Raw genomic sequence first — 12,200 nt, 5'->3', positions numbered from 1 at the left:
CATATCCTCCTGAAGTTTTACTTTTCAAAAGACACAAGAACCCCGTTTGACTTCAAAAAGCTTTCTGAAGCCAAACGGGGAATATGAAATTTAAGTCTTACACAACAATGTAAGTTCTAGCCGAATCAGGACTCCAAACACCACTGGCATCTAGAAAAGCCTTCATGCCATCGGCGTTACCCCGCAGAGCTGCTTGAACGGTATCACTAGAATTAAGTTTTAGCGCTTCGTAAATATTATTCTGCACAGAATATTGATTGCCCTTTGCAAGATAAACATTGCTTTTAAGTATGCAGTTATTCCACCCTCCGCCATTTCGACGTCCCATCGTTTGTAAATGCATATAATTGCTGTCACCTTTTTGGAAATATACATAAACTGAGGTAGTATTCTGCTTTGTCCGCGCATCACTATATGAATATATATGTTGATGGAAAACATCATTCTTGAAGCTGAATGCCCATCCATAGTCAGTTGTATTTGCTGCATTTACTGGAACCATTGCAGCGGTGGAAACCGCCATCATGGCTGCCATAAATATGCCAGAACTCTTGTGTGCTTTGTCATTAGAAACCACTCTTTTTAAAATAATTAATTTACGTCGCGTATTTTTATGTAAAACATTCTGCGCTTTTTCGGCCGTTGAAAAGTGCGGAACGATTACAATCATAAGTTAGAAATAGGAATTTACTGATTGTTTTGTTTTCCATTTCTTTATATTTTTTATACATCTTTTTCCCGCGAAAGTCAACACCAAAACGATAAGTGATGGTAAATTGGCGATAAACGATATGGGTTTTCTCTTGAAATTCCATTAAGTCCAATTAGATTTCAATGAAAAGCGGGAAAAGCAGTGCATAAAAAAGCGCTCCTCTGCGCTTGCAGCGGAGTGCTTTTTTACCTCTGCCGATCCTATTTAAGAAGCGGGCGTATAGTAAATTTTGCCGTTTGACGCGGTAACCGTTTTTGTAAAAGCTGCCGAAGGCGTATAAGCAAATTCCTCATCAGCAGGAATTGCGGAGCCTGCGGTGACCGCCAGCGGAAACAGGACGTCTTCCGACAGGTCGCCGTCGGAAAGGGTGGCGGAATAATAAATTGCCGTGCCGCCCTGCGTGGTCGTATCGGCATAGTGGAAGGAAAGATCTACAACGCTATACGGCGCGTTTTCAGACAGTGCTTCCGCAGTCGCCGTGACTTCAATTGCACTCATAACCTGATTGCTCCTTTTTTAAGGAAAAGTAAGCGGCTGTCAAAACCGCTCCCTTGTTAATGTATTCACCCTCGCTGTAATTGTTGAATTTTGTCCGTTGGCAGAAAGTGTGCATAAACTAATAGCGGAGGTGAAAAGCGTGCTAACACTTGATGTCTGCTGTCAGGATTCTTATAACGCGCAAAGTCCTTTTTTACAGAACCGAATTCACCGCACGTTTGGCGTTGGACCGGCGCAACCGGCTTATCTGTTTTTTTCGCTGCCGGTCTGCCTGCCAAGCCGCATTTTGCAGGCAGCAAAGCTGCTTCTCTTCCCGTTTCCAAACCACTACTGCGGCGAGTGCCCCACACCGGCGCCGTTTCATCTGTATCCGCTGACAATGCCTTACAGCCTTTTCAGCGCGTACTACCCGCCACCCACAGTTAACTGTAGGCTCCGCGTCGATTTTGCAGTGCCAGTCACCCAATGCTGTGCCGAAATCGATCTGACCGAAATTGTGAAAAACTGGTATGCTGGCTCTCTGGAAAACAGAGGACTGCTTCTGACCGCCGAGGCAGATGCCCCCAGCCGCCTTTTCGCGTCTGCCGACTTTGAAGTTGCCGGAATGCGTCCGCAGCTGCGCATGACCTGCCGGGAGGATACACCGCTTGCACCGTTGAGCGATGTATCTTGTGATGTAGCGTTGCACATTTAAATAAAGCCACAGAAAAAGGCTCAGGCAGCCGTGTTCTGCAGCCGCCTGAGCCTTTTTTGTGTGTGTTTTCTAGTCTACCGTGCCAGAAGCAGCACTGCGCCCGCCACAATAGCTGGCAGCGCCTGCTTAAAGAAAATGGATTTATGCGACGTAAAAGCGCCGAAAATACCCGCAAGGATGACACAACCAAGGAAAAAAGCTGCCAAATACAGGTTCCACGGTGCTGAGCGAACGGCCAGCGACCAAATGAGGCCTCCCGCCAAAAACACATTGTAAATGCCCTGATTCGCCGCCATTTCCTTTGTGCTGTTGATAAAATCCACACTGAGATGCGGAAACATTTGCGTGCCTTTGCTGGTCCACGCAAAAATCTCCACATACGCAATAAACAGATGCTCCAGTGCAATCAGTCCTACAAAGATCATGCTGATAGCCGACATGATTTCTCCCCCTCACTCCTGCATACGCCCTATAAAGTGCGCAGCTTACCAATGTTCGTAGTGCACACGTTCCGGCTGATAGCGGTCGACGAACTGGTTTTTCTGCCCATCCGGATAGCCGACGGAAATCAGCGCAAATGGACGAATATTGGCAGGCAGTCCAAACAGCTTGCTGACATTTTCCGCCACGGGCGCGGCGGTTGCCACGCCGAACCACACACCGCCAAGACCCAGGTGAACCGCCTCCAGCAGCATATTTTCCGCTGCAGCGCCCATGTCCTCCTCCCAACCGGTGGGAATCTTCATTTTCTTTTCATCCGCCAGCAGGATGAAAGTAACCGCCGAACCCGCCGCCGGCTTGGCATAGGGGCTGGTTTCAGCAACCTGCGCCAGTTTCTGTTTATCCTGCACAACAATGAACTCCCACGCCTGCTGGTTTGCGGCAGAGGGTGCCTGCATGGCAGCGCGCAGCAGTTTATCAATCTTTTCCGGCTCCACTGCCTGATTCGTAAACTTCCGAATACTTCTTCTTGTAAAGATTTCCTGCATATTGACTTCCCCCATTATTTTATTTTTCTTCATTGGTCAAGTGCTCTAAAAGCTTCCTGCTGATGTTCAGAAACTGCAACGTTTCCTGTTCTGTTAAGATATTTTGGTAGCGATTGTGCAGCTTATTCCATGCAGTAACAATTTCCTGCTGTTGTGCCCTACCCTGCACAGTCGCAAGCAAGCAGACGTTTTTTCCCACCTGCTGTCGCTTGACAAAACCCTTGCGAACCAGCTTTTCAATCAGGCGCGTTACCGTTGATGATGTCAGATGCAGAAGCGCACCGGCATCCTTTTGCTGAACCCTGCCATGCAGGTTAATCAAGTACAGCAGAATGGCATGGCTAGGCGACAAGCCGGTTTTTTGAAAAGCTTCATCCGCCAAACGACCAAGTTCCCGCGCCAGCTTCGCCGTTGAAAAGAACAAACATCCGTCCAGTTGGCACTGCGCTCCCTCTCGCTGTGGCTCGTTCACATCTTCCACTCCTTTGCTTGTACATACAAGTATAAACGCTGCTTTCTCTCTTGTCAACAATTTCTTACACAAAAAGTGCGGTATGCAGGGGGCATATTGGAATGCTAAAATCAGCCTGCACCGGGTCTCCGCACCGTTTGACCGCATCGCCTCTTTCACACTTTCGCTCAAGCGAAACAATGCACGGAAATCGTCCACGCAGTTCTGGGCATCACAAAAGCCGGAGAAAGAATGGCTGCTCCGGCTTTTACTGTTCCGAACCGCTTTATAGCGACCCTTGATTCAGTTTGATATTTTAAATACGCAAAATGACTGTGGGCCAATTACAATATTATCCTTTTCAATAGAACCGGTACCTAGCTGGAATTCCGATTTTACGGTAAACGGCACCCACATACTTCTTTCTGCACCACTGGGGTTTACTGCCAGCAGAAAATTCCCTCTTCGATATGCAAAGAGCCGATCTTTCATTTCGTAAACCTCGAAGTCTCCGTCTGCTTGAAGATCGCGATTACGATGACGCAACATCAGAATTTTTCGGACAGTATTCCAAAGTGAATCCGGATTTTTCTGCTCATCCGCAACGGTAGGAGCATCTTCAGCGTCATCTACTGGTAAATATAATTGGCTGGAATTGGCCGTTGAAAAGCCGAGATTTTTATCATGGTTCCACTGCATCGGCGTTCTGGAACCCGTACGGAAATATCCACCTTCTTTGGTTGGCAAATCCAAATATTTCATGCCAATCTCATCGCCATAATAAATAAAGGGCACACCCGGCATAGTGAGAATAAACGCATACGCAAGTTTCAATTCTGATGTGGACAGATTATACCGTGCACGGATTGTATCGTGATTGCCAGTAATAAAACTAATGTACCCAGTATCCTTTGTCCTCATATATTTAGGCAGGTAGTCGGCAAGGAAACGGGAAATACCGCCTCCTTCTGCTTTGAAATAGCTTTTATCCTCTGCTTCCATATCGTAATCCCGCATAAGTGTTGTGTATCCATTGCGGGAATTCAAATAAAAATCCATATGGAAACCGGCACTCAATGCCAGGGGCGGATCATCCCACTCTGAAACCATTGCGGCATTAGGATAATCTGTATCCAGCATCTTTCGAATGTTTCTCCATATCTCACTGGTACCGGAATGCTTCTCGTCATCATTTTTTACAAGTGAGGCAGCCATATCTACGCGAAAGCCGTCGCAGCCATGAGAAAGCCAAAAACGCATAACATCTTTCATTGCTTCACGTGTGGCAACACAATCAGGATGGTCTGTTGGCAACTGCCAACTTTCTTTTGGATGAAGGAAGCCATAGTTCAGTGCCGGTTGGCATTTAAAGAAATTCAGCACATAGGCACCGCTCCGCTCACTTTCACCGGCAATATACGGAAAACCATCTGCTGCTGCAAAACAAAAATCCGTCCAGATATAGCGATTCGAGTAAACATTTTTTTCCGCTTGGCTGCTTTTTTGAAACCATTCGTGTTCTTCCGACGTATGCCCGGGTACAAGATCCAGTAAAACGTGGATTCCGCGATGATGTGCCTCGCGAAATAGCAGGAACAGGTCTTCGTTTGTCCCATAACGCGGCGCGACCAGTTTGTAATTCCTCACATCATAACCAGCGTCTTTAAATGGGGAATCAAAACACGGATTAATCCACAGAGCATTGCAACCGAGCAATTTGATGTAATCCAATTTTTGTATGATGCCCTGAAAATCTCCGATTCCGTCACCGTTTGTGTCATAGAAACTCTGCGGATAAATTTCGTAGAACACTGCATCTTTTAACCAACTTGGCATAATTATTCCTCCAAACCTGATTGGTGTTATATGACATTGATCTTCCACTTGTATTGTACCACTTCACATGAGATGATTTCGAGTAGCCTCCCTTAGAAATACATAAAATATCTTTAACAGCGTTCCCTCTCTGTTCATCCGCATCGTTTTTGCAGAGGCAATGCGGCCTTTACATCTTTATACGCTTCTTATTAAAAGAAAGCAAGACCCAAAATCCCCAAAAAACATTGGCATAGTGATGCCCACGTTCATAAGCTCATCGCCGAAAAAGGAACCGATCACGTCATTGTTTTCGTCCCGTATTTCGTACTTCATTTTGGAATTGATTCCCCGTAAACGTATGACCCTCTGGCGTGCAGCCGGTTGCGACAAGATATTGAAATAAAAAAACACAGCTCGGTCAGCATTTGATGAAACGAAGCACCAGGCTGCTTCGTTTCCGTAAAAAGGATTTAAAAGGCGGTACAGAGTTCCAATGAACTGCAACCACATTATCCATATTTTTTATATTCTATTTTTTCTGATGTAAAAGTAGATGAAACTTTCTCTACTGCGTATCCACTCCTTAATCGGAATACCAACGCTTTGGCCTTGACCAAGTACGCCGGAAGACGCTCTTGTTGCTGAACTTCCTAACCGCCGCGCATGAGACACATCAGCATTTTAACTCCCATTTTCCTTTTTTTGCTGAAATTTTGATGTACAGTAGTCAGCGTCAGCAAGCGCCTCATTGCAGCCAGTTTGTCTGCAAAAACTTCATGAAAGGTCTTGGATGTCATGGCGTTCTCGTCCTTCCAAGGTATAAAAAAGGCACCCGATTAAGGGTGCCTTTAAAATAATTATTTTTGTTTCTTTTCTAATTCTTTTGAATGTTCCTCAATCCACTTTCTAAGGGCCTCCCCTTGCTCTTCAAAAGTACCATCTAACTTTTGAGAATCCAAATCCTTTGTCTGCGAAGAAGTGTTTTTTTGCATCGGCTGCTGCTCCTTTTGACTTATTCCCACTCGACAAAGCCTAATCAATTTTGTTTAGATATTATTCTCTGTCGTATTCGTGGTGCTTTTGATTATTTGATGAATCCATATTATCCTGCCTATATGGGCTAATGTTATCAGTTTGTTATCGGTGTTGATAACACTCGCCCTGTGGCTGTGGATAATAACAATATGTTACGCTTCATTTTATAAACGATTTTGCATAGAAATTCGAGATGTATCCTTGATTTGCTCGACAAAAGTATCTTTGATTTTCTTGTTCAAATCTCTCATATTTTTGAACTGTGTCACATCAATAGCAGCTACTACTTCATCGTGTATTCTTTTAGGTAAATCTTTGGAAACGAATTCTCGGTACTTATCTATAATTTGATTTACTCTAAAATGTACAAATTTAATCTTATCTTCATCAGTAAGAAGATTGAACATCCCTTTATAATCAAATCTGGATCGTAGCTCAGGTGATATCTTCTTTTTGAAATTTTCTTTGCTGATATTGGAAGTAAACACTATAATATATCCATTTACATCATATTCCTCTGCTTGAGAATTTACTATTTTCCCATTTTCCAACACATCAAGAAAATAGTTGAAGACAGCACTATCAGCTTTCTCAAACTCATCTATTAGAATTAAGCCAACATCTGATTCATTCATTCGTTTAACAAGCTCTCCACCATCACTACCTATATATCCGAGTGGACTACCAATCAAACTGTTTAAGGCATCGTGACTACTGTAATTTCCGAAATTTACTTTTGCCAATTTAGCTCTACTACCTAAAGCTTTATGTATAGAACGAGCCACTTCAGTTTTACCAACACCCGAATCACCCATTAAGAATAACGATAAGATTTTATGTTCGCCCAATTTATTAAACACTCGAAAAGATTCAACAATCTCTTTAAATTCTTTTTTAAATCGTTCATGACCATATAATCTAGCATTGAAATTTGCAAAGAAAGCATCCAATTCAGAATCCTCTAAATCGGTTATTTTTTTGACAGTAGCAGTTTTGTTAACAGTCGATTCTTCAACCTCATCTTTGAGCTCATCACTTTCAGCTTCAACATCCGAAAAATTATTAAATACATATCGGAAACTATATTTTACATCCCTTTCGTAAGCTTTATCGCATATAAAAGAAATATTTTCACCAAAGCTGTTAAACAGTTGCTCAAAATTCAGTAATTGCGAGTCATTAGCTTTTACAAAACTGACCGTAGAAGAAATATCAATATAATATTGCTGATGCGCATCTAAACCGTCAATTTTTTGAGACGATAGCAACTGAGACATACTTAGAAATTCAAATCCAGCAGCTGTTTGTGTAGATTTGAAATTGAAAAACTGATCTTTTTTATAGAAGAATAATGTACTCATTCAGCCACCTTCTTTCACTTTACCATTTTCTGGGACTTGTTCTCAATATCAGCATCCTCTGACTTAATTAGCTGTATTATTGCAAGAAGATCAATATAATTGTAATCTTCGTCGTCATCTTCACTTTTCAATTTGATTACGGAAGGAGTAGTGTATTGACTATTATGGACTTCATTGTCTGAATCGGCATTTGAAGCATTCCCCAGCTCTTGAAAAAAATCAAATGAATTTTTCAACCCACTTATCTTTGTTTTACCCTTATAGATTCCGATTAAAGAAACATTTCCTATAAACAAATCGTCCACATTATAAAGATTTTCAAATTCATTTTCAAAGGTAAGTGGGATTTTTATCAATACTTTTTCATTACTGTCCTTGATTTCGCCTTTCAGCTTATAGGAATAATCCTTAAACATCGAATTAAATAGATTATTAACATCAAGTCCACCAGCTTCTGGTAAGCGCATACCCTTGAAAGAACCATTTGAAAATATTTTGACTGTTCTTAATTCCATTTCATTTTCCAAAGAAAGAGAAACATTATCAATTCTGACAAGTTGCCCTTCAGCAAGACCGCTAAAGTCCGTAACGGTTTTGCATTTATCCATTACTTCACTCAATATAAGTGATTTAGTCATAGTTACTTTGAAGTTTTCAAGAACCTTTTGAGAATCGGTTGATCCAGATTTAACATCTGCGCCAACCTCCGCATTAAATAATTTCAGAAACTTTGTACCCATTTTCGCCTGCAAATCTGCATTAAGAGTATCACCTTGATCCGTTTCAACGCTTTCATCTGTCTTAATGACATTACTTAACATCATTTTTATTTCATATACCTTCGAGAAGTTTAAATAATAAACATTAAACAGCAAATTTGTTATCCCCACAATCACATATTATTTTTTAGTAAATCCCTTATAACTTCCAAAACCGAGCATATACACGGCCATTGCGATTGCCAAATCTTCCGATTCGATATTCTGCTCACTCGCCATGGCTCTCAGCTCATCAATAACAGTATCATGCGGGACGATTGTGCCTTCCAGCTCTTTGACTACCTTTTCGATAACAGACGGCAGTATCATACACATTTGATAAAAGGCATCTTCTTGCCCTGTTACTAAAGCATAAAATTTGTCAAGACTTACTCTTCGAATAAGCTTATGGCCAACCTTTTTCTTATCAACAGTTGTTTCCCATTTGATATTTTGAGAACGCTGTGCAATCGCTTCTACTAAAAAGCAAGCACAATCGTCATCATTTAACAACTGATTTTGCATTTTTATAAAGGTTTTACCCGCCGAAGCAGAGTTCATTGTATTATGCTTGTTTTTCATTTCCACATAAACAGTATGTACAATTCCTGCATCGGGAATAGAAATGCCATCAGGATTTTCATAAATTACATCCCAACCGCCTTCTTCCCCATTAGGCGGAACATGACAGTTCTTAATATACTGAAAAATTCGCTGGTGAAAATATCCAATATCATTGTTATTAGACTTGTCCCTTTGGCGAAAAATTTCATTGCTCACAATTTCTTCCCAAGAAGATTGATATACAGTCTTGTCAAAAATTAGCTTAATCGGATCAATGATATTTTTATTGAAGCGCTTTAAATCAAATGATTCCAGCTTTTCTCCGTATTTTTCGATAGTAGCTTTTACATGACTAGTAAAATCTTCTTCACTTATAAAAGTTAAATTCCACATCATAAACTCTCCAATGCTTCTCTTATTTTTACTGCAATTTCATATGCCAAATTAACCGGGACAGCATTACCAACTTGTTTATATTGCTGTCCTACACTCCCGCAGAATTGCCAATCATCAGGAAAACTCTGGCATCGTGCATTTTCTCTAATTGTAAACGGACGAGCCTCCAATGGGTGGCAACGATCAGTTTGCTTTTGGCTTGGAGAGGTTAGAACAGTAAGTGAAGGTTCATCTAAGCTCAACCTCCTTAAAATTCCAGTCCTTCCGCCTTCCATATTCCAGCAACTTTTCATATATTCTTTTGCAATATCTTCGGGAATATCACGCCAGTATCCACCGGGGGGAACCAGCTCAAATATTTTTCGTTTATATTCCGAGTAGGAAGCGCCCTCACTTTTCGGACAGTCAAGCAAAACATCTCGCAGAACAGGTTTATACTTATGGGGAGCAGGAAATTCAAAAACCACTTTATCTTTCAAATCATTGCGGATACCTATCGTAATAAGTCGTTCTCGTTTTTGAGCAACCCCATAATCCCAAGCATTCAATACCTTTTTTTGAATGGTGTATCCAGTACTTTCAAAAATGTCTGTAATCGTTTTATAGGTGCGCCCTCTGTCATGGGTAAGCAACCCTCTCACATTCTCAAACAGGAACATCTTGGGCTGCAATTGCTCTAAGAATTTTGCGTAATGATAAAAGAGAGTTCCACGAGCATCCTCTAATCCCAATCGCTTTCCAGCATAAGAAAAGCTTTGGCACGGAGCGCCGCCAGACAGTAGATCAAGCTCGCCCTCAGCAAGTCCGAAATACTCTTTTAAATCAAGACAAGAGATATTTGCTATATCATCGTTAATAACACGCCAATTTGGACGATTACATTTCAATGTGTCAGAGGCGTCTTTATCAAATTCAATGAGTCCCAATGTCTCAAATCCAGCTTTTTCAATGCCAAGTGCCAATCCGCCCGCACCAGCAAACAACTCTATCGTTGTGAAGGTTTTAGGGGAAGCCTCTTCGTGATTATCTTGAACAATCTCAATAATATCTCCAATGTTGCATTGTAATGCAGCACAAATTTTTTCAATACTTTCAAATGAAATCGTCTCATTTTTACCCATACGAGCCATTACATTGAAACTAATGCCTGCTGCTTCTTTGAGCTCTGTTTTATTCATATTTTTATCTATAAGAAGTTTCCAAAGGTTGTTATAGCAAACAGCCACAATATTACCTCCATATCATCAAAATCAAAAACACAAAATTGGGTTGTCTATATAATAGCATATTTTTGCCAAATAATCAACAGTTCTCACGGTTTCGTTAGAAATTCTTTTTCAATGACGATTGTGCTAAAGCAAACGACATATGTCTAATTGCTGGAAACAAAACGCCCTATTTCGAGCCTCTTAAAACAAGTAAAAATGGCGGATAAGGTGTTATCCCTATCCGCCATAGTTTTGCACTTGTGTATCACATTGCTTTATTTTATTATGATTTCTTCATTTACAATCTCCATCGTTCTGCTACGGATATTATTCATCCTACCAACCCATTCCATCTGATTTTCCGCCTTTAGCTGCTCAGTCACACCTTCACGCTCTGCCATTTGCTCTACCAGCCGAAGAAACCTATCTTCAGCCTGCTTGTCAATATCCGCAAGATAGCTGTTCAGTTTACCGCTTGTGAGCAGATTGGTATAAAACACTTTGCGGTGCTGTTTAAGATACCGTAAATGCCGCTGCCCCCATATTCCAATGAGCTGGTTTTCTTTTTCGGCGGGTAAGGATAGGCAAGGGAGATCATAATCTCCCTGCCGTACATAATCGCCGCCCATTTCTTCAAAAATCGTCTTTGCCATTTCGTTTACCTCCTGAAAATTGATTTATCTTGAGCGTGTGTGGTCACGCTTTTGACCTTTGAGATTTCTCGCCTGTTCAAGCAGGCTGTCTATCTGTTTGTGTCCGAATACTCTGCGAAGCAACGAATAATCTTTGTTTTCAGCCCTCAGTCTTGTGTTTTCTTCGGTAAGCTTACCGTTGATTTTTGAGAGCTTTTCATTCTCCCGATACAGATTCCTGTTCGTCACATTAAGCCTGTTATAGCTGTCTATCGCCTTGAAATACCGTGCGAATAAGGTTTTGATCAGCGATTTCAATTTAGCTATAAGCGGCTCGACAAACTTTGCCTTATAGCTTCTTGCCGACATCATCGCAGCCGGCTCGGGGAGCTGATATTCAGGCTCGTTCATGATACTTTCATCAAGCTTCTTCAACGCTCTTTCGCCGTTATCAAAGTTTTCAATACGGTAAGCCATCACACGAAACTCATCTTTTTTCTCGGTAAGCTTATCCTCTAAGACTTCAAGCTCTTTTTGGCGTTCCTGTTTTTTGTAGTCCAGAACAGAGAGATGTTTTTCGTGCGTACCCTTGTGTTCCCACTCGATTCCGTGGCGTTCCATTACGGCGGCGAGCTGTTCTTTTTCGGACTGTACCCATTGATTCCACTCGGTATCCCCACGGCTTCCGCTCTTAAATCCCTGCGCCGCAAGCGCCTGTTTCAGAGACACCCTTGTATCCAGTCCACGCTTGCTGCCGGTGGTAAAGGGAATAAAATCAATGTGCAAATGCGGTGTAGCTTCGTCCATATGGAGATGAGCCGAGAACACTTTTAACCGAGGGTTTCGCTCCTGAAACCCACGATAGTATTCATCTAAAATCTGTCGGGCAAGCTCTCCGCTTTCGCTTTCGGCGCTCATATTTTCCTTATCGCCGATCTGCAAAATCAGTTCGTGAAACTGTTTTTCCTGTTTGGAACTGCGGATTTTTTCATAGTAGTTTTCTATTTTTCTATCGGCTCTCGTCTGCCTGTCGTTGTATCTTTTCAGCGCTTCATCGAATAGTGTTTTCGGTAAAATGAAAGTA

The 12,200-nt window shown here is 41.8% G+C and carries 15 protein-coding genes; 1 reads left to right on the top strand and 14 read right to left on the bottom strand.

All coding sequences use genetic code 11. The features are described 5' to 3' along the window. Positions 1 to 97: 97 nt before the first annotated feature. Complete coding sequence (locus PXC00_RS05720; protein ID WP_316935146.1) at positions 98 to 535, bottom strand: hypothetical protein; 438 nt, start codon at positions 533 to 535, stop codon at positions 98 to 100. Between the two features lie 381 nt (positions 536 to 916). Then, positions 917 to 1,210 carry a hypothetical protein gene (locus PXC00_RS05715; RefSeq protein ID WP_275846976.1) on the bottom strand — a complete coding sequence of 98 codons (294 nt, stop codon included), beginning with the start codon at positions 1,208 to 1,210 and terminating at the stop codon, positions 917 to 919. A 139-nt stretch (positions 1,211 to 1,349) separates the two neighbouring features. On the opposite strand from PXC00_RS05715, the gene PXC00_RS05710 reads away from it, so the two are divergent. After that, a complete protein-coding gene (locus PXC00_RS05710) occupies positions 1,350 to 1,904 on the top strand; it encodes a DNRLRE domain-containing protein (RefSeq protein WP_275846974.1) in 555 nt (184 codons plus the stop codon). A 74-nt stretch (positions 1,905 to 1,978) separates the two neighbouring features. Here the strand turns inward: PXC00_RS05710 and PXC00_RS05705 are convergent, their stop codons facing one another. The 12 genes from PXC00_RS05705 to PXC00_RS05655 form a co-directional block, all read right to left on the bottom strand. Beyond that, a complete protein-coding gene (locus tag PXC00_RS05705) occupies positions 1,979 to 2,344 on the bottom strand; it encodes a DUF1304 domain-containing protein (protein WP_275846972.1) in 366 nt (121 codons plus the stop codon). Positions 2,345 to 2,389: 45 nt separating this feature from the next. Further along, positions 2,390 to 2,926, bottom strand: coding sequence for a nitroreductase family protein (locus PXC00_RS05700; RefSeq protein ID WP_407654317.1), 537 nt, complete (start codon positions 2,924 to 2,926; stop codon positions 2,390 to 2,392). Further along, positions 2,913 to 3,365 carry a MarR family winged helix-turn-helix transcriptional regulator gene (locus PXC00_RS05695; RefSeq protein WP_275846970.1) on the bottom strand — a complete coding sequence of 151 codons (453 nt, stop codon included), beginning with the start codon at positions 3,363 to 3,365 and terminating at the stop codon, positions 2,913 to 2,915. The genes PXC00_RS05700 and PXC00_RS05695 overlap by 14 nt, the downstream gene beginning before the upstream one ends. Positions 3,366 to 3,647: 282 nt before the next feature. Beyond that, a complete protein-coding gene (locus PXC00_RS05690; protein ID WP_275846968.1) occupies positions 3,648 to 5,180 on the bottom strand; it encodes an alpha-amylase family glycosyl hydrolase in 1,533 nt (510 codons plus the stop codon). 177 nt (positions 5,181 to 5,357) lie between these two features. Beyond that, entirely contained in the window at positions 5,358 to 5,672 is a 315-nt protein-coding gene (locus PXC00_RS14125) for a GH36 C-terminal domain-containing protein (RefSeq protein ID WP_407654316.1), read from the bottom strand. 347 nt (positions 5,673 to 6,019) lie between these two features. After that, a complete protein-coding gene (locus tag PXC00_RS05685) occupies positions 6,020 to 6,154 on the bottom strand; it encodes a hypothetical protein (RefSeq protein ID WP_275846966.1) in 135 nt (44 codons plus the stop codon). A gap of 207 nt (positions 6,155 to 6,361) precedes the next feature. Next, positions 6,362 to 7,558: an AAA family ATPase gene (locus PXC00_RS05680; protein WP_275846964.1), complete on the bottom strand. Its 1,197-nt coding sequence runs from the start codon at positions 7,556 to 7,558 to the stop codon at positions 6,362 to 6,364. 14 nt (positions 7,559 to 7,572) lie between these two features. Beyond that, positions 7,573 to 8,433: a hypothetical protein gene (locus tag PXC00_RS05675; protein ID WP_275846962.1), complete on the bottom strand. Its 861-nt coding sequence runs from the start codon at positions 8,431 to 8,433 to the stop codon at positions 7,573 to 7,575. A gap of 24 nt (positions 8,434 to 8,457) precedes the next feature. Beyond that, complete coding sequence (locus tag PXC00_RS05670; protein WP_407654328.1) at positions 8,458 to 9,273, bottom strand: Eco47II family restriction endonuclease; 816 nt, start codon at positions 9,271 to 9,273, stop codon at positions 8,458 to 8,460. Further along, positions 9,273 to 10,502, bottom strand: coding sequence for a DNA (cytosine-5-)-methyltransferase (dcm, locus tag PXC00_RS05665; protein ID WP_275846958.1), 1,230 nt, complete (start codon positions 10,500 to 10,502; stop codon positions 9,273 to 9,275). Before dcm ends, PXC00_RS05670 begins: the two co-directional genes overlap by 1 nt. Before the next feature lie 257 nt (positions 10,503 to 10,759). Next, complete coding sequence (locus tag PXC00_RS05660; RefSeq protein ID WP_275846956.1) at positions 10,760 to 11,137, bottom strand: TnpV protein; 378 nt, start codon at positions 11,135 to 11,137, stop codon at positions 10,760 to 10,762. A 24-nt stretch (positions 11,138 to 11,161) separates the two neighbouring features. After that, entirely contained in the window at positions 11,162 to 12,121 is a 960-nt protein-coding gene (locus PXC00_RS05655) for a plasmid recombination protein (protein WP_456064458.1), read from the bottom strand. Positions 12,122 to 12,200 lie beyond the last annotated feature (79 nt).

The sequence above is a fragment of the Caproicibacterium argilliputei genome, assembly GCF_029211325.2.
GTDB lineage: Bacteria > Bacillota > Clostridia > Oscillospirales > Acutalibacteraceae > Caproicibacterium > Caproicibacterium argilliputei.
This window is presented reverse-complemented; position numbering and strand designations above follow the sequence as displayed.

Bases quoted from the DNA above. Each gene is read 5' to 3' on its own strand.
- PXC00_RS05715 (WP_275846976.1), bottom strand. From the start codon at position 1,210: ATGAGTGCAATTGAAGTCACGGCGACTGCGGAAGCACTGTCTGAAAAC.
- PXC00_RS05705 (WP_275846972.1), bottom strand. From the start codon at position 2,344: ATGTCGGCTATCAGCATGATCTTTGTAGGACTGATTGCACTGGAGCAT.
- PXC00_RS05700 (WP_407654317.1), bottom strand. From the start codon at position 2,926: ATGAAGAAAAATAAAATAATGGGGGAAGTCAATATGCAGGAAATCTTT.
- PXC00_RS05690 (WP_275846968.1), bottom strand. From the start codon at position 5,180: ATGCCAAGTTGGTTAAAAGATGCAGTGTTCTACGAAATTTATCCGCAG.
- PXC00_RS05720 (WP_316935146.1), bottom strand. From the start codon at position 535: ATGGCAGCCATGATGGCGGTTTCCACCGCTGCAATGGTTCCAGTAAAT.
- PXC00_RS05670 (WP_407654328.1), bottom strand. From the start codon at position 9,273: ATGTGGAATTTAACTTTTATAAGTGAAGAAGATTTTACTAGTCATGTA.
- PXC00_RS05660 (WP_275846956.1), bottom strand. From the start codon at position 11,137: ATGGCAAAGACGATTTTTGAAGAAATGGGCGGCGATTATGTACGGCAG.
- PXC00_RS14125 (WP_407654316.1), bottom strand. From the start codon at position 5,672: ATGTGGTTGCAGTTCATTGGAACTCTGTACCGCCTTTTAAATCCTTTT.
- PXC00_RS05680 (WP_275846964.1), bottom strand. From the start codon at position 7,558: ATGAGTACATTATTCTTCTATAAAAAAGATCAGTTTTTCAATTTCAAA.
- PXC00_RS05685 (WP_275846966.1), bottom strand. From the start codon at position 6,154: ATGCAAAAAAACACTTCTTCGCAGACAAAGGATTTGGATTCTCAAAAG.